The following is a 20,422-nucleotide window of genomic DNA, read 5'->3' as shown; positions in this document are numbered from 1 at the left end:
TTGCTAATCAGAAAGCTTGCCAAGAATCCTTATCAAAAATTTTAGGTCTTCGTCCACGCTTGGAAAGCGCGGAATTTTTAAAACGGGAGTCGGTGTCAGTTCAAGTTGAATTATCGTTTTATCCTCGCCTATTTTTCTATCAATTTCAATTAGAGGCAACCTATTGGGGTCAAAGGATAGCGTAATCCACTTAGGGTTGAACTTAACAGCGGAAAAACCGGCTCTGGTCGCAAGTATCCGGGCTTTGAGGAAACCAAAGAGATGACACGTTGGTTCTGGGATACGCCCGAATCTGTCGCGAATCTCGCGCTCGAGTTCATCTATCCGCTCAATCCTGTGGGCTGTGAATACTTTTTGATAAACCCACAAGCGCTCCTCTGTGTCGGCGATGTAGTCCGAGGGGATGTAGGCATCAAAGTCTATGCTGAACGGTATGGGTTCGAGTATGGGTGGCTTTTGACCTTTAAGCTCAGCCACTGCCTCAGCAAGAAGTTTCGAATAAAGGTGCAAACCCACATCCGCGATAAATCCACTTTGCTCCTTACCAAGTATGTTTCCTGCACCACGGATTTCTAAGTCTTTCGTTGCGAGAGCATAACCACTGCCGAGTTCCGTATATTCAAGAAGAGCTCGTATTCGCTTTCGCGCAGAGGGCGTCAGACTTCTATATGGTGGAAGAACAAGGTAGGCGTATGCCTGAACATCGGAGCGACCAACTCTTCCTCGAAGCTGATATAACTGCGCAAGCCCAAACCGGTCAGCACGGTTTATTATTATCGTGTTAACACGCGGCATGTCAGTCCCGGATTCTATTATGGCAGTCGAAAGCAAAAGATCGTATTTCCCGCTTCTAAAGTCGAGAATTGTTTTCTCAAGCTGCCTTTCGGGCATTTGACCGTGGGCTACCGCTATCCTTACATCTGGCATTGCGCGTTTTAGAATAGCCTCAATACCGCCTATCGTTTCGACACGATTGTGCACGAAAAACACCTGACCACCTCGGTCAAGCTCGTTATAGATTATTTTTGAAAAAAGGTTAACATTCCAGTTTATGACCTGCGTGAATATGGGTCGACGCATTTTCGGCGGCGTATCAACCAGCGAAATGTTCTTCACGCCCGAAAGCGATAGGTAAAGTGTCCTTGGTATAGGAGTCGCGGTAAGAGTTAACACATCGACCTCAGCGCGCAGTGAACGGAGCTTCTCCTTATGGCGGACACCGAACCACTGCTCCTCATCGATAATAACCAGACCGAGTTGCCTGAATCTCACGCGTTCCGAAAGCAGTGCATGAGTTCCTATTATTATATCTATTTTGCCCTCAGCGAGTTCATCAATTATCCGCTTTGCTTTAGCGCCAGTGGTGAACCTACTTAGCATCTCGATTTTGACCGGGAAAGGCTCAAGCCTTTTCGTAAAAGTCTCGTAATGCTGTGCCGCCAGAACAGTTGTTGGCACGAGAACAGCAACTTGATAACCAGCAGCAGCTACCCTTAATGCTGCTCGAATAGCTATCTCGGTTTTGCCAAAGCCTACATCGCCGCAGATAAGTCTGTCCATAGGTTTATTCGAGCTCAGGTCAGCCATAACATCCTCTATGGATTTTCGCTGGTCGGGGGTCTCCTCGTAGGGGAATGTTTGCTCCAGTATTTGCTCCCATTCGGGGTTTCTGGGAAATGGCGGACGGATTTTAACCTCCCTTAATGCGTATATGCGGACAAGTTCACCGGCAAGCTCGAAAGCACGCTTTTTTGCACGCAGCTTGGCGTTAGTCCACTTTCTTCCGCCTAACTTCGAAAGCTTTGCGATTCCCCTCGGTCCAACATATGGGCTGACCTTGAAAAAGTCCTCCATCGGCACATATAACTTTTCCTCATCCGCAAAAAGCAGGAGCAGAAACTCTGCCCGCCGACCATTCAAATTGAGCGTCTTTATACCCATGAATCTTGCTATCCCGTAGTCAGAATGCACAACGAGGTCACCCTGCTCAAGACCGTAGTGCGCAAGCATCGCGCGCCCCTGATGATAACGCGAGGGCACAAACATGGTCCGTGAAAAGCCCAGAACCTCATCGCCGGAAATAACGCTGAAATAACCACCATCGCTTTTTTTCACAGTGAAACTCTGCGTTATAGTTCCGTATTTCACCGGCACGGGAATCGAACCACCAATCTTTGACGAAATTCTTTCAGCCTGAGCTTTTGAAGCCGCTGCAACCACGACATCGCCTTTTCGGCTCAGCTCTTCCATGCGTGAAAGAATGGCAACTTTGCCCGTGGGTATCGAAATAAGCTTAGCGTCAAAATCGATATCGTCGGGAGATGATGGTATCTCTCTTAATTCAACAAAAGCCCTATCCAAAGTTTTCGCTAAATTGTGGTCGAACAAAAGTTTCGGCGGAAGAGGTTTAAGGTCCTCCCAAGATACCCGCTGGTAAAGCTCGTTTGCCTTCGCGATGAATGCTTTAAACTCCGAATGCAGTCGTTCAGGCTCGACACAGACTATTATGGGCTTTGATGTGCTGAAAAAGTCCATAGGGAAAACCATCGCAGGCTCAAACAAAGGCGAAAACCATATCTCACCCGGGAAATGTCTATCGAGTGCTATTCGGGCAGCTATTTCCTCAAGTTCGGCTTCGCTGATGAGCTCCCTCGCCTTTTCATTAACTCGCGATAGAAGTTCACCCACGCTGCCTTCAGACATAGGCAGCCATTCTATAGCCGGAAGAACTTTTGCGCGTTGCACTTTTCTCAAGGATGTCTGGTTGCGCGTGGAGAAAAGTCTTATCTCATCCACAACATCGCCGAAGAACTCTACTCTGACAGGGTCGGATTGGGCTGGCGAGAAAAAGTCAACTATATCACCACGGCGAGCAACAGCACCAAGGAACTCCACCATTTGCTCCCGCCTGTAGCCTGCGGATATAAGTCTCTCGATAAGCTCTTCCGGTGGGATGTGGTCGTTTTTGTTTATTTCGAATGTGTGCCGCCTAATAACATCGGGAGGAAGTGTTTGCCACATCAGCGCCGAGGGTGTTGTAACCACGACAGGAGCTTTAAGCTCAAGAAACTTCGAGAGTGTATATATCCTTGTTGCCACTTTTTCAGCGGCAGGATATTTATGTTCGTAAGGCAAAATGTCCCATGCAGGAAAGGGTAATGCTCTTTCACCAGCAGCCGTTTCGACATCCGCCATAATGACATTGAACTCATCCTCAGGCACGATAAGCAAAGCTGGTCTGCTCTGCTCTTTCGCGAGCCATGATGCGAGCGCAGCCTGAAGTGGTCGAGGAAGCCGAGCGATATTTACCTTTCCCTCGCGTTCAAGCCTGTCGTGGATTTTTTCTATATCCGCGCTTTGCGTAAGTATTTTATGCAAAATCGATGACATCATGAGAATATTAATTAGTGGGATGTATTTTTGCAACGGGGTAAAAATTTATATTGACTTGAAACTTTTTAATTTGCTTAATTTTATGATATGCAAAATCAATCAAAGTGAGGATAAATCATGAGTAAAATTGCAAGGATTTTGAGAATACTGACCATATGCTTTTTATTATTAGCTTCCTTGGCAGGCTGCGGAAAAAGCAATGAGATACCACTTTATAAGCTTTACAGGGTTTTCAATGTAGAGATAGGCGATACATTACCAATAGCTTTGGTTCTGTTCAACAGCAATAATGAACCTCTAAGAAATTATTGTTTCAAATACACAGCAGGAAAAGCCGACACATTCAAAAGCTGCACCGATGAAGTCGGTTATGTTCTGCTAAAAGTCCATAAAAAAGCTAAAACTATTGATTTAGATGTTCCTGATTCGATAAATGTTCATCTACCAATGTCTGCCTCCATTATTTCTATTTTCGGCGGCAAAACTACCCTTATAATTGGTGATTCATTAAATAGGATAGCTGAAAATGATATTATTGTGTTTTATAATGAGAAAAATAGAAGTTTCGCACAAAAATTATTGAACATTTTAAAAGATGAAAAGGAATTTATCCTCGAAATGACAGGATTAAAACCCACTCCTTGGGTGGTTATTGTTGATGAATTCAGTTCTGATAAAAACAGGTTAGCCCTATGTGACTACTCTATAAATTTGGCTCTTGATTCCATGACAGTAAAAGAAGATTATTTAGGAGACAATCTTCACGAATGGACAGAAGGAACAATAACTGATAGGCTGGATTTATATGGACTAAAGGGCAGAAACAACAGATGGATTGGCGATGGGATAACACAATACATAGTTTTCGAATGGGCTAAAAGAGAATACCCAGAACATTTTTATTATGACCTAAACTATATTGTTAATGAATTAATTTGCGATGACGGGAAAACCTACGACCTATTCAAATGGAAAGAGGCTTCCATAAAATCAATCAAAAAAGAATCAAAACGCCTCAGAAAAGAAAAACACGCGAGTTTAGAGGAAAAAGGCTATTGGTATACGCCCTATTTCTGGGCGAAAATAATTGATAAGTCGGGCAATAAGAACTTGATAAAAGAGTTTCTTTCCGAACTCGGCAAACGCAAAGTAAGAACGGCAGACAGCGCAGTAGCATTGCTCTCGCGCATGACAGGAATCGACATTAGAAAAGAGCTAATCATATCATCGAAGGAGATAAATCAGAACATAAGAAAATATTGGCCCATCCCAGAAATACCAGAGGGAATGACATTCGTTAGTTGCGGCTGGTCATTCAAAATGGGCGACAGCACAAGCAAACACACATCACCCGTGCACAAGGTTTATGTTTCTCCGTTTTACATCGATAAATATGAGGTTTCAAACGAACAATTCTGCAAATTTCTTAACGAAGTGGGCAACAAAAAAGAGAGCGGGACATATTGGTTCGATGAGGAGAAAAACAAGCAGATTAAGAAAGTAAATGGCAAATATGTTCCAGTAAAAGGATACGAAAGGCATCCCGTGACCTATGTCACATGGTTTGGCGCAAGAGCTTATTGCAAGTGGGCGGGCAAAAGACTTCCCACCGAGGCTGAATGGGAACTCGCTGCTGGAGGTGGATTCACCAACTACAAGTACCCCTGGGGAGAGGATTGGTGCCCTAAATGCTGCAACTGGAAAGATGATGGCAAAGTTGATGGCTACAAAGAGACCGCACCGGTAGATGCGTTCGAGAAAGGAAGGTCGCATTTTGGATGCTATAACATGGCGGGAAATGTTTTCGAGTGGGTTAACGATTGGTATGGCGATTACCCCGACACAAGCCAAGTTGACCCTAAAGGTCCCAAATCGGGGACGCATAAGGTCCAGAGGGGAGGATGCTATAAGTATCCGCCATCATGGATGACAATTCATGCGAGAATTGCTGCCGAACCTCAGATAGCTTTTCCCTGCGTTGGTTTCAGGTGCGCAAAGGATTTTGTGTGGAACCCTGACTCTATAAAGGCATCCGTCCGGTAAGCTTTACAATCCCACGCGATAAAACTCAATGATGAAATTTTTTTAGCGGGTTTAATAAAAACTATTTGTCATAACATTTTATTTTGTATTTTATCGGGAATTTTCTGATGAGACACAAACGAGGATTCTACATAACCGCAGCCGCAGTAATAGCTATTGAGGTCTTTTTGCTTTCATCACGACCGCTTCCGGAACGAGTTCCAAAAATTCCGGGAATGGACAAAATTTTTCACTTTATTGTTTATGCTGCTCTGTCGTCAGCGATTTTCGGCTCGGTAATAAAGGGCAAAAATAACCACAATAAAGCACTTTTTATCTCAATTTTTCTTGCCGTTCTTTATGGATTGTCGGACGAATTTCATCAAAGTTTCGTTCCCGGGAGAGAATGTTCACTTCTGGATTTGCTTGCCGACTTTCTGGGCGCGACTTTCGGCACCGCAATATCGTTGAAAACCCTCATAAAGAGGAAATTTAGTGCACAGCGAAATTCTACAATATAGTTCAGAACTAATCTCAGCGGTCTCACCTTGGCACGATCACTTTACCGTCATTACCCATTAGGAACCAGTAACCTCGCCCCGGACGAAGAGAATCTGGGACGATAAATGTCCCAGTCGTATCCTGCTCGAAAACACCAAGCAAAGATGTGCCAATGGTTCCTATGTCCGCCGTGTCCACAGCAACACTGGGACATCCAAAAATATTCCATCCTCGTAAAGCCAGGCGAATATATCGCGATTGACGAACGCCAACAAAAATGACTGCAGTATCTCTTTCGGCGCCAAGCGGATAACCCTGCCCAAATCGAATTAGTTCGGGCACGAAGAAAATACTCGAATGCGGGTCATACTCGTAAAATCGATAAAAACATTATAAATCTACTCATGCGCCCTCCCCTTAACTTCGATATAACAATTAAATAAAATACTTCGGCAAGAACAACTCAAATTTAAGCATTCACCTGCCCAACTTTCCTTTGCAGGGCTTAATACACAATCCACATATGTAATGTCCTATGCCCCTTTTTGTAAATTCTTTAAGCTTTGCAAAACATTTTTCGTAATCCCAATCTTCCCTTTTCTCCCCTATTGCGCCAACCGGACAGGCGGTAATACAGGCTCTGCATTCCCCGCAATCCATTTTTAGCGGTTTGCCGGCAACAAGAGGCATGTCAGTAAGAATGCTCGCCCATCTTTGATGCGCACCAAACTCGGGCGTTATGGCGAGATTGTTCCTTCCCCAGAAAGCCAAACCAGCCGCCACCGCTGCATGCCTATGCGAGAAGTGCCCCAGTTGACGCTCCCAATCTATGGTTTGACTTGCGGGTATGGGAACCGCGCCATAGCCCTTAAGCTCAATCCACTGAGCGATTATTGTTGCCGCCCTGTCAAGCTGATAATTTAACTGCCTGTAATGCGCGAAATAGAGCTTGTTCGGACCATCCACAAGCGTGTCAGTAATGGCATAGGAAACTTTATAACCTATAACGACAACGAAAGGGAACTTTTCTTTAAGCTGGGCTATTTCCTCGTGAAAAGGGAGTCCCGATGTAGTGGCAACACCGAACAACGGCACAAATAGTTTGCTTTCAACGAATTCCTTAAGCTTTTCTGTGTTACTTTTTGGGTCGTTAAATTTCACCACTAAAAGCTCCTTTCAGCCGTAAAATATCGCAATATCATCTATATTCGCAACCATAAATCTCACCAAACATAGGACTTGACAAAGGGGACTGTGCTTAATAAATAATTAGTCTGAAGCTGGCGTAGCTCAGGTGGTAGAGCAGCTGATTTGTAATCAGCCGGTCGGGGGTTCAAATCCCTCCGCCAGCTTGGGGTTCATTGAAAGGTTATTGCATAAAGAGTTCGAATTGATATATTACAAATTTCTGGTGGGGTACCCAAGTGGCCAACGGGGGCAGACTGTAAATCTGCTGGCGTAATGCCTTCGGTGGTTCGAATCCACCCCCCACCAGTTAGTCAGAAGTCCATAGCCAAAAGTCCAAAGTAACAAGGAAAGATTAATGAATAATTACAAAAAATTGGATGTTTGGCAGAAAGGGGTCGAGTTAGTTTCAGTAGCTTATAAGTTGACTGAGAAACTCCCCAAAAGCGAGAGTTTCAATTTGATTTCTCAGATTCAAAGAGCAGCTATTTCAATTCCATCTAATATTGCGGAGGGAAGCGGCCGGGGAAGCGACAAAGAATTCGTAAAGTTCCTGTACATTGCTAGGGGTTCGTTATATGAACTGGAAACGCTTTTCGAGCTATGTAAAAGATTAAATTTCATTTCAGATAATGATTTTAAACTTGTCTGTTCAAAAATTTTAGAACAGATTATGATGGTCAATGGTTTGATAAGAAGCTTAAAAAATAATTTTTAGCTTTAGACATTTGACTTATGACTTTTGACTAACAACTAACTTGCGGGAGTAGCTCAATTGGCTAGAGCATCAGCCTTCCAAGCTGAGGGTTGCGGGTTCGAGTCCCGTCTCCCGCTTATAATAAATTTCAGGGCTTAAAAAGCAGAAAATACTTGAATTGGAAAAATAAGGCATTATAGTTTTGCTCAGAATATTTTAGGCCCACTTAGCTCAGTCGGTAGAGCACTTCCTTGGTAAGGAAGTGGTCCCCGGTTCAAGTCCGGGAGTGGGCTATTTAGTGAATATAAGCACAAAATTTCATATAAATTCACAAAAACTATTGACAAAACAAACAAATTAATTATTAATCGTTGACAATTTATTGATTAATCAAGAAAATAATCAAAAAATCGTAAAGGAGAGGAGGTAGAAGCAAAATGGCTAAGGAAAAGTTCGTAAGGACGAAGCCGCATGTTAATGTGGGCACTATAGGTCATATCGACCACGGTAAGACGACCCTTACCGCAGCTATAACTATGGTTCTGGCAAGGAAAAACCTTGCTGAGGTCAGGACATTCGATTCCATCGACAACGCCCCAGAGGAAAAAGCAAGAGGTATAACCATTAATACCGCGCATGTAGAATACGAAACCGAAAAAAGGCATTATGCTCACATAGATTGCCCTGGACACGCTGACTATATTAAAAATATGATAACAGGCGCTGCCCAGATGGACGGCGCAATACTCGTTGTGTCCGCTTACGATGGTCCAATGCCTCAGACAAGAGAGCACATTCTCCTCGCAAGACAGGTTAATGTGCCTGCTATAGTCGTCTTTCTTAATAAGACAGATATGGTAGACGACCCAGAGCTTATTGATCTCGTTGAAATGGAGGTAAGAGACCTGCTCAACAAATATGGTTATCCCGGCGATGAGGTTCCGGTTATAAGAGGCAGTGCCCTTGAGGCAATGAATGTCGGACTTGACCCTAATGCACCCATAGATCATCCTGCATTCAAGCCTATTCTCGAACTTATCGAGGCTATAGATGAATACATTCCGACACCTGTGAGAGAAAAAGACAAGCCATTCCTGATGCCTATAGAGGATATTTTCTCCATAACAGGTAGAGGAACAGTAGTTACCGGAAGAGTTGAGCGAGGTGTTATTCGGCCCGGTGATGAGGTTGAGATAGTGGGGCTGGGTCCAACGAGGAAGACTGTTGCCACATCACTCGAGATGTTCAGAAAAGTTCTTGATTACGCAGAAGCTGGCGACAATGTCGGAGTGCTTCTAAGAGGAATCGAAAAAGATGAGGTTGAGCGCGGAATGGTCCTCGCCGCACCTGGAACCACGACACCGCATAGAATATTCAAGGGTGAGGTTTATGTTCTGAAACCGGAGGAAGGCGGTCGTCACAAGCCATTCTTCAGCGGATATAGACCACAGTTCTACTTCAGGACCACCGATGTAACTGGCACGATAAAGCTCCCAGAGGGTGTCGAGATGGTTATGCCTGGCGATAGAGTCAATATGGAAGTCGAGCTCCTTTATCCTGTCGCCATGGAGAAAGGGCTCAGATTCGCTATTCGTGAAGGCGGTAAGACTATCGGAGCCGGTGTGGTAACAGACATTATAGAATAATAACCACACACGATTAGGACGCGAACTATGGCGAAAAAAGGCAAATCGAAGCGCGAGATAATAATTCTTGAGTGCACCGTGTGCAAGTCCAGAAACTATGTCACCGAGAAAAACAGGCAGAACACTCCAGACAGGCTGCAGCTGAAGAAGTATTGCCCTAAATGCCGAAAACACACACTGCACAAGGAAACTCGCTGATAAGTTGTTTGTAACCCCCTGTTGAGCCCGGGCGCAATGCTCGGGCTTTTTTATTTGCTTAAAGAACCTAAAACTCCGCACTTAAATAGTAACAGCCTTCGAAAAGTTTCGTCTTCTCGTAGGAAAAATCGAATTCAGAAGAATATTCCTTCTCCGTTAGTGTCTCAAGTTCAAGGTCCGCCAGAATCGCATCAGGTATAGCTTCAACTATGTCCATAGCAGTCATCGAGCGTCTACCATAGTATTCGGCGGCAATGTCACCAGCCAAACCATGAACAAACGCACCAAGTTTTGCAGCATCAAATGGGGAAAGCCCCTGCGCCATGAACCCCGCGATAAGCCCCGTAAGCGCATCGCCACTTCCGCCGGTCGCCATGCCGTCATTTCCTGTCGGGTTTATCCACACCGGCTTACCCTCAGCAGCAATAAGCGTCGGGTTACCCTTGACAACAAGAACCGTAAACAAATATTTCGCCCATTCCCCTGCTCTTATAAAACGCTCACTTTTTATTGTATCGATAGGCATTTCAAGAATCCGCGAAAGTTCACCGAAGTGTGGCGTCATCACAGATGGCGCGATAATCCGCGGGATAATATCGTCTTTATAGCCCGCCAACGCATTGAGGGCATCAGCATCTATAACGACAGGTTTAGTTAACCTCACGAGAAATCGCCTCACCATCTCAGTGGTTTCGTGATGTCGCCCGAGACCGGGACCTATGGCGATTACATCGACATTCTCCACAACTTTATGCAACTCGCCCAATGCTCTAAGCGTGTGGCAGCGTTTCTTCCTCACCTCAGGCATTGGCAAAACAACTGTTTCCACGGCACCAGCATCCACAACATCCACGAGCGAACGGGGCACAGCAGCATAACACAACCCTGCACCCGACCTCAAAAACGCCTTGGATGCCATAACCACGGCGCCCGTCATCCCAGCTGAACCGCCAATTATTAATCCTTTGCCGAATGTTCCCTTATGACCATCAGGCGGGCGAACAGGCAAAAGCTTCCTCATCTCAAGAAGCGTAGAAAGCTCGAATGTTACCGGAGTCTCGTCCATCGCTTTCGCGGAAAGCCCTATGTCAGCTACATAAAGTTTTCCAACCTTGCCTCTCCCGGGATGAATGAACTGCCCCAATTTCGGAAAACCGAAAGTAACGGTCGCATAGGCATCAACCACCGGGTCAGGCGCTGAACCGTCATCAGTGTTAACTCCTGATGGAATGTCAACAGCTATGATGAACGATTTATCCTTTTTGGTTTTCGTGTTAAGCTTCTCAATTGCTTTGGCTATCTCACCTCTCGGTGCACCTGTTATTCCCGTGCCGAGTAGCGCATCTATATATAAATCCGCTTCTGGAATTTCATCCTCAAATCGCAACCACTCAACACCCGATTCTAAAGCTCTTTCGAAATTAAGTTTGGCATCACCGGCAAGCTTATCGGGGTCGGCGACGAGCACAACGGAAACATTGAATCCAGCTTTCCTCAAATACCGAGCAGCAACCCAACCGTCACCGCCATTGTTTCCCCGACCAGCAAGAACAACTATCCTTTTCATTATATCCGATTCGATTAGATTAACAGCCACGAGCGCAACCCACCTTCCAGCACGCTCCATCAGCACATCGCCGGGTATTCCATACTTCTCTATGGTCAATCTATCAAGATTTTTCATCTGTGAAGTCGTGCAAAGTCTCATTTTAACCTCCTGTTTAACAAAGTTTAACTTAAAATTCATCCTTAGCAAATAATAAATTTGAAACATAAAAAATATTCTTGTCGATATAACATATTATCATAAAAAGAGTTGCAAATTTTTTCTTGACAAATTTGACCATTATGTATTAATTTTATTAAGGCGTTCCTGCCAGTTACTAACTGAGTTGTTGTAATTACTCAATTATAACTCGCGAAGGGCGTTTTAGGTTTTTCGGCTGCTTAAATTGGCGGTTTCAAATAAAGTTGTTTTATTGAACGATAAATAAATGGAGGGCAAAAATGAAATGGCAAGATGAATTAAAGAAAAATATCACCACAATAGATGAGTTGAAAAAATACTTTGACATCCCAGAGGACGAAGCTAAAAAGCTTGATGAGATCACCAAAGTTCATCCCATGAGCATAACTCGATACTATCTATCACTGATTGAGAAGCCAAGCCCCGATGACCCTATATGGCGGATGGCGGTTCCGTCAGTAGATGAGTTCGTTCAGATAGGTTCATATGATACCAGCGGCGAGCAGGAAAATACGAAGCTAACGGGGTTGCAGCACAAGTATTCGCAGACTGCCCTTCTACTCGCAACGAACAGATGTGCCATGTATTGCAGATTCTGCTTCAGAAAGAGATTGGTTGGACTCCCTAACAAGGAAATATTAAGACGGCTCGAGGCAGCGGCTGACTACATAAGCAAACACCCTGAAATAAACAATGTCTTAATAAGCGGTGGTGACCCGCTAACGCTTCCCAACGAAATAATAAGAAAACTTCTTGAAATGCTCTGGAACATTGACCACCTTGAGTTCGTGCGAATCGGCTCACGAGTGCCTGTAACATTTCCTATGCGCATAATAGATGATAGTGAGTTGATCGAAATTTTCCGAGAATATTCGAGTAAAAACGGCAAAAGACTCTATCTTGTTACACATTTTAACCACCCAAAAGAGATAACCCCCCAATCCACTGAAGCCGTGCAAAAGGTTCTCGATGCGGGAGTAATAATAAGCAATCAAACGGTTCTGCTTCGGGGCGTGAACGATGACCCAAAGGTTCTGGCGACTTTGATGCGAGAACTCGTAAGAATCGGCGTGGTCCCATACTATGTTTTCCAATGCCGACCTGTAATGCGCGTTAAGCATCATTTTCAGGTGCCTCTCGTCGAGGGCGTGAGGATCGTGGAGGAGGCGAAGAAGATGCTCGATGGACACAGCAAGCGATTTAAATACGCTATGTCGCATCGCACTGGAAAGATAGAAATTTTAGGTATAATCGACGATGAAATATACTTTAAGTATCACCAGGCTAAGGACCCCTCAAATCTGGGCAAGATGTTTAAGTTCAAGATTAAGCCTGATGCAGGCTGGCTCGACGATTTACTCGAGGAGTCGGAGGCTGAAATAACTTGCGCAACCACGACCTGAGCCACATATTTTTCCCCACTCAAAACTGGAGGCAGAAGTGCAGATAAAAGAAGTAATCCGAATGGGTTTTAAAAAGCGTATCGCACTTATCGCCCATGATCACAGGAAACAGGATTTGCTTGAGTGGGCGCGGTTCAACAAAGACCTCTTGGCCCAGCACGAACTATACGCAACAGGCACGACTGGAAAACTCCTCGCTGAGGAACTCGGTCTGGAGATAAATCGCGTAAAAAGCGGACCCTTAGGCGGCGACCAGCAGATAGGAGCAAAAATAGCCAATGGCGAAATCGATATGCTGATATTTTTCTGGGACCCCCTGGAACCTCAACCACACGATGTCGACATAAAAGCCCTACTAAGGATTGCCGTGGTTTACAACATCCCGATAGCCTGCAACAGAGCGTCAGCCGATTTTATAATTTCGTCACCGCTTATGCACGGTGAATACGAGCGCACAATAATAGATTACGAAAAGCGCATGAGAACATATTGAAAATCTGGTGGAATTCTCCATTTTAACAAAAACTTAATGCTTGTTTTCTATTTATTTCCGCATAAATTGTGTTTAATTTCGTCTTAGCATGTGAAAATCATTTATACGGAGGTTTTCCAAATGAGTTTGCTTGACGATATTCGGGCTAAAGCTCGTGAAATAGGCGGCACAGTGGTTCTTCCCGAAGGGGACGAACCAAGAATGATGCACGCCGCACAGCGCATATTAAAGGAAAAACTCGCGAAAGTCATAATAGTAGGCAACAAAGATGCCGTTATGTCACTTGCCCACGATGAAGGCGCAGACATCACGGGGGCGGAGATATCGGACCCTGCCACCGACCCGCTGAAAGATGACTTCGCCATGAAACTTTGGGAACTAAGGCGCCACAAGGGCTTAACACTTTATCAGGCGAAGGAACTGCTTAAAAATCCACTTTACTGGGGCGCAATGCTTGTGCGAGAGGGGTATGCTGATGCGGGAGTAGCTGGTGCCAAAAACACAACCGCCAATGTTCTGAGGGCAGCCATTCATTGCATAGGCGTCGCCAAGGGAACGAAGGTTGTATCAAGTTGTTTTCTCATGGTGCTCCCTGAGTTTCTCGGCGAGAAAGAGAAAGTTTTCGTATTTGCCGATTGTGCGGTTATTCCTCAACCTGACCCCGAACAACTGGCGTCGATAGCTATTTCATCGGCGCAGACTGCAAAACAGCTCCTCGGGATTGAGCCCAAGGTAGCTATGCTTTCGTTCTCCACCAAAGGTAGCGCGAAACACGCCGATGTGGATAAAGTAGTTAAAGCTACTGAACTCGTAAAAAAGCTTGCCCCCGACCTTCTCGTTGACGGAGAATTACAAGCCGACGCCGCCATAATACCCGATGTTGCCAAGAAAAAATCGCCCGACTCGCCGGTAGCAGGACATGCCAATGTTCTTATATTCCCCGACCTCGATGCTGGAAACATTGGATATAAGCTCGTCCAGAGGATGGCCGGAGCTGAGGCTATAGGTCCAATAATTCAGGGGCTGGCAAAGCCCTTCAACGATCTTTCGCGCGGATGCTCAGTAGAGGACATAGTCAACACAGCGGCAATAGCGCTACTTAAAAGCAGATAGAACTAATATTGATTGACAAGAGCGCAGTTTAGCATAATATCTTGACAAGGGAAAAATTTTAAGTAAACTTTCAAATTTAAAAATTCGGGAGGAAGGATGATAGACCCGGAAAGGAAACGACAAATAATAAAGGAATTCGGGAGACATGAGAAGGATGTTGGCTCCCCCGAGGTTCAGGTGGCGCTTTTGACCGAGAGAATAAGGGAGCTAACCAAACACTTCGAAAGACACCCTAAGGACACAAACTCTAAACGAGGCTTTATGCTTCTTGTGGGGCGACGAAAAAGGTTTCTTAACTACCTTCGAAGGAAAGATTACGACAGATACCTGAAACTCATTAAGAAGTTAGGTCTGAGGAAATGATAACATGAGCGAAGCTAAAGTAACATGCGAATTGGGGCAACGGGAACTTGTTCTTGAAACCGGTAGAGTAGCCAAGCAGGCTGATGGTTCAGTCTGGGTTCAGATGGGCGGGACAGTGGTTATAGTCGCCGCAGTATCAAGTTGGGAAAAATCCCCGCCTATGGGTTTTTTGCCGCTCACGACCGACTATCGTGAGAGAGCTTACGCCGCCGGGAAAATCCCTGGCGGTTTTTTCAAACGCGAGGGCAAACCATACGAACACGAAATACTGAAATCGAGACTTATAGACCGCCCGCTAAGACCAATGTTTCCCAAAGATTACAACTACGAAACCCAGGTTTTGGCATTCGTCGTATCCTACGACCAGGAGAACGACCCGGACATACTCGGGATAGTCGGAGCGTCGGCGGCACTTACTGTATCCGACATACCATTTAATGGACCCTTCGGGGCGGTAAGGATTGGTTACATAGATGGGGAATACATCATAAACCCCATGGTTGGTCAACGCGATAGCTCAATGCTGGATATCGTGGTTGCCGGGACCGGCGAGGACATAATAATGGTCGAGGGCTTTGCGAGGGAAGTTCCGCAGGAAATTTTGCTTGGTGCTTTCGAGGTCGCGGCGCCTGCGCTGAGAAAACAAGTTGAGATACAACTCCAGCTGCGAGAAATGGCCGGAAAGCCCAAAAGAAGCTACGAACCGATAGTCTTCGACGAGAAAATCCTCGATGCCATTCGCACTCTTGCATACGACAGACTCAAAGAGATAGTAAGAACACCCAGCAAAAATGAGCGAAGGAGTATGCGGAGACAATTAATAAAATCGGTGGCAGAGAAAATAGACGAAGCGTTTCCGGATGCGGATGTTAACATAGAGATGGTGCTCGAGGAAATCGAGCGGGAATGCGTCAGGAAAATGATAATAGAGGAAAAAAGGCGCACTGACGGCAGAAGTTATGACGAGGTAAGACCTATAAGCATAGAGGTCGGCGTTCTTCCACGGGCACATGGGTCAGCACTTTTCACGCGGGGTGAGACTCAGTCGCTAACTGCGGTAACGCTCGGAACAAAACTTGACGAGCAGAAAATAGAGGACCTCGAGGGTGAATCGTGGAAAAGCTTTCTGCTCCACTACAACTTTCCACCGTTTTCGGTGGGCGACACAAGACCTCTTCGCGGTCCCAGCAGGAGGGAAATAGGACACGGTCATCTCGCCGAAATGGCTCTATCCCCTGTTATTCCGCCCGAGGAAGTGTTCCCGTACACCATAAGAATTGTTTCCGATATACTTGAATCGAACGGCTCCTCGTCTATGGCAACAGTATGTGCAGGCAGTCTGGCACTAATGGATGCAGGTGTCCCTGTTAAAAGCGCTGTGGCAGGCATCGCTATGGGACTAATAAAGGAAAACGACAAATATGCTATACTTACCGATATCCTCGGTTCAGAGGACCACTTCGGAGACATGGACTTCAAAATAGCGGGGACGAGAAACGGTATAACTGCTTTCCAGATGGACATAAAGATTCCTGGCATACCGCTAAGCGTTATCGAGAAAGCTGTAACGCAAGCCAACGAAGCCAGGGCGTTCGTTCTTGATAAAATGGCTGAAGTTATAGACAAGCCGAGAGTAACACTCTCCCCTTACGCACCGAGAATAAAGATAATTCACATAAAACCTGACAAAATAGGTGAGGTTATCGGCAGTGGCGGGAAGGTTATTCGCGGAATTCAGGAGAAAACTTCAACCACAATCGCCATAGAGGACGACGGAACGGTATTCATATCGGCGCGCACAGCCGAGGACATGAACAACGCGCTTAAGATGATCGAGGACATCATCGAGGAACCCGAAATAGGCGGAATATATATCGGGACAGTAACCAGAGTGACGCCTTTTGGAGCATTCGTGAGGATAATGCACAATGTGGAAGGTTTACTTCACATATCTGAGATAGAGAATCGCAGGATAAATAGGGTCGAGGATGTTTTGAGAGTAGGGGATAAAGTTAAGGTTAAAGTCATCGATATAGACGAGCAAACGGGCAGGATAAGACTTTCGAGGAAAGCCTTGCTCAAAAGCAAGTCCTCCGATGGTCGCAGGACAAGCTCCAAAAAAAGTTCCAAACCTCAATCCAATCGACCGGCACCAAAGCCAAAAAACAAAGAATATGGAGGTAGCTGATGTTCGCCATAGTGGAAATAGCTGGAGTTCAGGTTAAAGTATCCGAAGGGGACATGGTCTGGGTTCCATACATGGGGAACCACGAACCCGGTGAGAAATTGAGTTTTGATACTGTTTACCTCATCGCCAACGGAGAGAAAATCCATGTCGGCAAGCCTATAGTTGAAGGTGCCAAAGTTGAAGCCACACTTGTTGAACACACCAAAGGTCCAAAGCTTATAGTATTTAAAAAGCGCAGGAGAAAGGGCTTCCACAAAAAACAAGGTCACAGACAAAAATATTCTGTGATCCGCATTAATCAAATAATCACATCAGATAAAAGTTGACATGACAAAACCAGCTGCGCTCCTACACATTTTTGTTTTTATTGCCCTTCTTGGTGGTATTGCTTACTCGCAACATCTCGTTATAAACAAAATCAATGTTTACGGCACCGAGCAAACGAGTCCGGAACTGGTTAAGGTTAATTCAGGGCTTGAGGTCGGAAAACCACTGTCCATCGCAGCACTTCAGGAAGCCATACGAAGCATCTACGCTCTCGGGAGCTATGAGGATGTAAGAATACTGGCAACCAAAGGACCCTACGGCTACGACATAGAAATACGAGTAAAGGAACTGCCGAGACTGGGGAAGTTAATATTTAAAGGCAACAAAAAACTCAAAAAAAGCGAGCTTGAGAAAGCCTCAAAACTCCAAACTGGAACTTACCTTTCGCCGGCAAAGGTTTTTAGAGCCATAAAGGAAATCCAATCAAAATACGCCAAAGAGGGGCTTCCCGGCGTTGAGATAAAGTATGAACTTAAGGCTTCAGATAAAAAGGGACAAGTCGACCTTATATTCCATATCAACGAAAAAGAGGCCGCATATGTTGAGAAAATAGAATTCGTTGGCATCAAAGCTTTCTCGCCAAGGAAGCTTAAGAAACTTATGGAAACCAAAGAAAAGTCACTCTTTCGCTCCGGTAAATTCGACCCGGAGCAATACAGGAAAGACCTCGATAAAATTGAGGAATACTATCACAAAAAGGGCTACATAACCGCAAAGATAATAAGAGACTCAGTAGGCTATAGTGGCAAAAGGATTCATATAAAAATATGGCTGGATGAGGGTGAGCAATACTACCTTAAGGAAGTTAAATTCGTTGGTAACACGATTTTCGACGACAAGAAACTCATCTCGCTGCTTCGGGTTAAACCCGGAAAAGTTTTCAATCTCGAGAAGATGCAGAAAACCTATCAAGACATATATTTTGCCTATACTGACGAGGGCTACATTCACTGTCAGATCGACCCGAAACAGGACATAAAGGATGATAGCGTTAGTGTTACTATATTAATAAACGAGGGGAAGCAAGCTCATGTCAGACTAATAGAGATTGTGGGAAACACACGAACCTTTGAAAAGGTCATAAGACGAGAGCTGGTGATATATCCGGGCGATGTTTTCAGAAGAAACTTACTGATTTTAAGCCAGCGAAATGTCTATTTCCTCAACTACTTCGAGGAGGTGGTTCCGGAATTCAGGATGCTTCCCAACGGCGATGTAGATATAACATTCAGGGTCAAGGAAAAGTCTATTGGCAGATTTCAGGTCGGCGCGGGATATAACGCGCGGGATAAACTCGTCGGCACGATATCAATAGGTATGCCCAACGCATTTGGGCGAGGATGGACTCTTGACCTGAATTACGAATTCGGGCACTTAAGGAACAATCTTTCGTTCTCGTTTACTGAACCATGGCTTTTCGACACCCCCACGCTTCTTGGCATTGACCTTTACAACACCATATGGCACTGGGAGGGGCACTACTCGGAACTTCGTCGCGGTGGGGCGATAAGGCTTGGCAGAAAGCTTATAAAACCGAGATTTTTTTCCATATACACCCGCTATAAGCTCGAGTCGGTCGAAATTTATGATGTTTCCGAAAGCTACATTCCCTATCCAGCATATGACATAACTAAAATAGACTGGCCACAACTGGAGTCATCCATCATGCTCTCCATCGAGCGGGACAGCCGGGACTCTCGCCTTTTCGCTACCAAAGGAAGCAAGAATTCAGTAAGTGTTGAGCATGCTGGCGAATTTCTTGGCGGAGACATCGAGTTCCAGAAAGTAATCGTAAAATCCGATTGGTATTTTCCACTGCACAAGTACCTCACATTCGTCTTCAAAGCGAACTATGGTATTCTTACTAATATGTGGGGAGACCCAGAAAAAGTTCCATACGGTGAGCGCTTTTTCCCGGGCGGAATGAGCTTCGATGGTCAGATAAGAGGCTATACAGACCGCTCCATCGGTCCCCTGGCATACACAGAGCCAGTTTACGACTCGACAGCCATACCTGACGCAGCGGGCAGGATACCTATGATATCGCCTTCAATGCCGTACCAGCCGGGCGGCAGAAGCACGCTAACGCTAAACCTTGAGCTCAGAGTACCCATAGTAAAAGACCAACTTTATGTTTTTGGCTTTTTCGATGCAGGAAACGCCTGGCTTAAACCCAACCAGACTCGTTTATCCGACCTTAAACGCGGCGCAGGATTTGGCGTTAGGTTCGTTGTGCCTATGATGGGAATTTTTGGGCTCGACTTCGGCTACGGATTCGACCTGACAAAACCCGGCTGGCAAGTTCACTTCTGGATTGGACCTGAGTTCTAATGGACACCGCAACAAAAACGAAACTCAATATGCCCTCATCCACTTCACATTATCTGGAATTTTTATCCGAAAGAGTGAATCGGGAAGCTGCTCGTTAAGCTTGATTTTCCTGACTTCTACCTCAATTTTCTGCTTCACTGATGGGGCATTTATCACGATTTTTTTCGGCAGCCACACTCCATCCACTAACTCACCTTCAGGGAAGGATACATCGAGCTGCCCCCGCAAATCGTCAATCTTCGAGAATTCGTAGCTTTCCACGTGCCATGGGTCAGGCCGAGCGAACACAACGAGCACTTTTCCGCTCTTTATAAATGTTATATACGCACCGCTCTCAACGAGTTCAAAATCCATCACGGAATCAGCAAAATAACGCAATGGAACCAAACCAGAGATCATGTCGGTAAGAATTTCGCGTTCAGGCGGCACAACCACATTTTCGATGCTTTTACCCAGCGGCTCGAGAAGCACTGCCTTGGAAGATGGCAAATAGATGCAAATAGATTCGGGTTTGCAAAACCATAATATTGCTGTTGTTACTCCAAAGGGGCCGTCGATGTGAAGGTTTATTAAATTTTTCTCTCTTTTTGTTATTTCATGCACACTAAAGCGTTTTTTGTGGTCTCCCCATTCGAAAGTGGCTTTGCCGTGGATAGTTATAGTCTCTACTTTTTTATCCATAGATAGAAGCGAATCCAGAAGCGCATCTTTTGAAATCTTCGGGACTGGCGTTACTACTTTCCGAGGGGCACAACCATAGAACAAAAGGAACAACATCAAAATCAAAACCGAAAACGCTGCCCTCCGCATATAAA

The 20,422-nt window shown here is 45.3% G+C and carries 17 protein-coding genes and 4 tRNA genes; 16 read left to right on the top strand and 5 right to left on the bottom strand.

Annotated elements, in window-relative coordinates; genetic code table 11:
- Positions 1-3: 3 nt before the first annotated feature.
- A complete protein-coding gene (gene mfd, locus J7J62_08465) occupies positions 4-3,393 on the bottom strand; it encodes a transcription-repair coupling factor (GenBank protein MCD6125184.1) in 3,390 nt (1,129 codons plus the stop codon).
- A gap of 117 nt (positions 3,394-3,510) precedes the next feature.
- Between mfd and J7J62_08460 the strand changes: the two genes are divergently transcribed.
- Both J7J62_08460 and J7J62_08455 read left to right on the top strand, forming a co-directional pair.
- The gene (locus J7J62_08460; GenBank protein MCD6125183.1) at positions 3,511-5,436 is read left to right on the top strand and encodes an SUMF1/EgtB/PvdO family nonheme iron enzyme; all 1,926 of its coding nucleotides are present in this window, start codon (positions 3,511-3,513) and stop codon (positions 5,434-5,436) included.
- 107 nt (positions 5,437-5,543) lie between these two features.
- Entirely contained in the window at positions 5,544-5,936 is a 393-nt protein-coding gene (locus J7J62_08455) for a VanZ family protein (protein MCD6125182.1), read from the top strand.
- A gap of 22 nt (positions 5,937-5,958) precedes the next feature.
- Here the strand turns inward: J7J62_08455 and J7J62_08450 are convergent, their stop codons facing one another.
- The gene (locus tag J7J62_08450; protein ID MCD6125181.1) at positions 5,959-6,258 is read right to left on the bottom strand and encodes a hypothetical protein; all 300 of its coding nucleotides are present in this window, start codon (positions 6,256-6,258) and stop codon (positions 5,959-5,961) included.
- A gap of 135 nt (positions 6,259-6,393) precedes the next feature.
- Positions 6,394-7,080, bottom strand: coding sequence for an epoxyqueuosine reductase (locus J7J62_08445; GenBank protein ID MCD6125180.1), 687 nt, complete (start codon positions 7,078-7,080; stop codon positions 6,394-6,396).
- 115 nt (positions 7,081-7,195) lie between these two features.
- Here J7J62_08445 and J7J62_08440 point away from each other — a divergent pair.
- The 7 genes from J7J62_08440 (at position 7,196) to rpmG (ending at position 9,642) form a co-directional block, all read left to right on the top strand.
- Positions 7,196-7,268: transfer RNA gene (locus J7J62_08440), tRNA-Thr, on the top strand.
- Positions 7,269-7,326: 58 nt separating this feature from the next.
- Positions 7,327-7,410: transfer RNA gene (locus J7J62_08435), tRNA-Tyr, on the top strand.
- Positions 7,411-7,459: 49 nt separating this feature from the next.
- A complete protein-coding gene (locus tag J7J62_08430; GenBank protein MCD6125179.1) occupies positions 7,460-7,819 on the top strand; it encodes a four helix bundle protein in 360 nt (119 codons plus the stop codon).
- 42 nt (positions 7,820-7,861) lie between these two features.
- Positions 7,862-7,935: transfer RNA gene (locus tag J7J62_08425), tRNA-Gly, on the top strand.
- An 83-nt stretch (positions 7,936-8,018) separates the two neighbouring features.
- Positions 8,019-8,091 (top strand) — tRNA-Thr (locus J7J62_08420).
- Between the two features lie 144 nt (positions 8,092-8,235).
- Positions 8,236-9,444: an elongation factor Tu gene (tuf, locus tag J7J62_08415; protein MCD6125178.1), complete on the top strand. Its 1,209-nt coding sequence runs from the start codon at positions 8,236-8,238 to the stop codon at positions 9,442-9,444.
- 27 nt (positions 9,445-9,471) lie between these two features.
- On the top strand, positions 9,472-9,642 hold the full coding sequence (gene rpmG, locus J7J62_08410) for a 50S ribosomal protein L33 (protein MCD6125177.1): 171 nt from the start codon (positions 9,472-9,474) through the stop codon (positions 9,640-9,642).
- A gap of 67 nt (positions 9,643-9,709) precedes the next feature.
- On the opposite strand, the gene J7J62_08405 is transcribed toward rpmG, so the two are convergent.
- A complete protein-coding gene (locus tag J7J62_08405) occupies positions 9,710-11,350 on the bottom strand; it encodes an NAD(P)H-hydrate dehydratase (protein MCD6125176.1) in 1,641 nt (546 codons plus the stop codon).
- Between the two features lie 299 nt (positions 11,351-11,649).
- Between J7J62_08405 and J7J62_08400 the strand changes: the two genes are divergently transcribed.
- From J7J62_08400 to bamA, 7 genes are all read left to right on the top strand, one after another.
- The gene (locus tag J7J62_08400) at positions 11,650-12,792 is read left to right on the top strand and encodes a KamA family radical SAM protein (GenBank protein MCD6125175.1); all 1,143 of its coding nucleotides are present in this window, start codon (positions 11,650-11,652) and stop codon (positions 12,790-12,792) included.
- 61 nt (positions 12,793-12,853) lie between these two features.
- Positions 12,854-13,285 (top strand): methylglyoxal synthase, encoded by a 432-nt coding sequence (locus J7J62_08395; GenBank protein ID MCD6125174.1) that lies wholly within the window; start codon positions 12,854-12,856, stop codon positions 13,283-13,285.
- Positions 13,286-13,405: 120 nt separating this feature from the next.
- Positions 13,406-14,398 (top strand): phosphate acetyltransferase, encoded by a 993-nt coding sequence (pta, locus tag J7J62_08390; protein MCD6125173.1) that lies wholly within the window; start codon positions 13,406-13,408, stop codon positions 14,396-14,398.
- Positions 14,399-14,494: 96 nt separating this feature from the next.
- Complete coding sequence (gene rpsO / locus J7J62_08385; GenBank protein ID MCD6125172.1) at positions 14,495-14,761, top strand: 30S ribosomal protein S15; 267 nt, start codon at positions 14,495-14,497, stop codon at positions 14,759-14,761.
- A gap of 4 nt (positions 14,762-14,765) precedes the next feature.
- A complete protein-coding gene (locus J7J62_08380) occupies positions 14,766-16,949 on the top strand; it encodes a polyribonucleotide nucleotidyltransferase (GenBank protein ID MCD6125171.1) in 2,184 nt (727 codons plus the stop codon).
- Positions 16,949-17,275, top strand: coding sequence for a 50S ribosomal protein L21 (gene rplU / locus J7J62_08375; GenBank protein ID MCD6125170.1), 327 nt, complete (start codon positions 16,949-16,951; stop codon positions 17,273-17,275). Before J7J62_08380 ends, rplU begins: the two co-directional genes overlap by 1 nt.
- A gap of 1 nt (position 17,276) precedes the next feature.
- The gene (bamA, locus tag J7J62_08370; GenBank protein MCD6125169.1) at positions 17,277-19,607 is read left to right on the top strand and encodes an outer membrane protein assembly factor BamA; all 2,331 of its coding nucleotides are present in this window, start codon (positions 17,277-17,279) and stop codon (positions 19,605-19,607) included.
- A gap of 24 nt (positions 19,608-19,631) precedes the next feature.
- On the opposite strand, the gene J7J62_08365 is transcribed toward bamA, so the two are convergent.
- Positions 19,632-20,417, bottom strand: coding sequence for a DUF4292 domain-containing protein (locus J7J62_08365; protein MCD6125168.1), 786 nt, complete (start codon positions 20,415-20,417; stop codon positions 19,632-19,634).
- Between the last annotated feature and the right edge of the window lie 5 nt (positions 20,418-20,422).

Source organism: bacterium, from assembly GCA_021159335.1.
In the GTDB taxonomy this organism is placed as follows: Bacteria; UBP14; UBA6098; order B30-G16; family B30-G16; genus JAGGRZ01.
This window is presented reverse-complemented; position numbering and strand designations above follow the sequence as displayed.

What these genes read in the sequence shown, in the direction of transcription:
- rpsO (MCD6125172.1), top strand. Translation starts at nt 14,495, where the DNA reads ATGATAGACCCGGAAAGGAAACGACAAATAATAAAGGAATTCGGGAGA.
- J7J62_08380 (MCD6125171.1), top strand. Translation starts at nt 14,766, where the DNA reads ATGAGCGAAGCTAAAGTAACATGCGAATTGGGGCAACGGGAACTTGTT.
- J7J62_08460 (MCD6125183.1), top strand. Translation starts at nt 3,511, where the DNA reads ATGAGTAAAATTGCAAGGATTTTGAGAATACTGACCATATGCTTTTTA.
- mfd (MCD6125184.1), bottom strand. Translation starts at nt 3,393, where the DNA reads ATGATGTCATCGATTTTGCATAAAATACTTACGCAAAGCGCGGATATA.
- J7J62_08430 (MCD6125179.1), top strand. Translation starts at nt 7,460, where the DNA reads ATGAATAATTACAAAAAATTGGATGTTTGGCAGAAAGGGGTCGAGTTA.
- rpmG (MCD6125177.1), top strand. Translation starts at nt 9,472, where the DNA reads ATGGCGAAAAAAGGCAAATCGAAGCGCGAGATAATAATTCTTGAGTGC.
- J7J62_08400 (MCD6125175.1), top strand. Translation starts at nt 11,650, where the DNA reads ATGAAATGGCAAGATGAATTAAAGAAAAATATCACCACAATAGATGAG.
- rplU (MCD6125170.1), top strand. Translation starts at nt 16,949, where the DNA reads ATGTTCGCCATAGTGGAAATAGCTGGAGTTCAGGTTAAAGTATCCGAA.
- J7J62_08365 (MCD6125168.1), bottom strand. Translation starts at nt 20,417, where the DNA reads ATGCGGAGGGCAGCGTTTTCGGTTTTGATTTTGATGTTGTTCCTTTTG.
- pta (MCD6125173.1), top strand. Translation starts at nt 13,406, where the DNA reads ATGAGTTTGCTTGACGATATTCGGGCTAAAGCTCGTGAAATAGGCGGC.
- J7J62_08405 (MCD6125176.1), bottom strand. Translation starts at nt 11,350, where the DNA reads ATGAGACTTTGCACGACTTCACAGATGAAAAATCTTGATAGATTGACC.
- J7J62_08455 (MCD6125182.1), top strand. Translation starts at nt 5,544, where the DNA reads ATGAGACACAAACGAGGATTCTACATAACCGCAGCCGCAGTAATAGCT.
- tuf (MCD6125178.1), top strand. Translation starts at nt 8,236, where the DNA reads ATGGCTAAGGAAAAGTTCGTAAGGACGAAGCCGCATGTTAATGTGGGC.
- J7J62_08395 (MCD6125174.1), top strand. Translation starts at nt 12,854, where the DNA reads ATGGGTTTTAAAAAGCGTATCGCACTTATCGCCCATGATCACAGGAAA.
- bamA (MCD6125169.1), top strand. Translation starts at nt 17,277, where the DNA reads ATGACAAAACCAGCTGCGCTCCTACACATTTTTGTTTTTATTGCCCTT.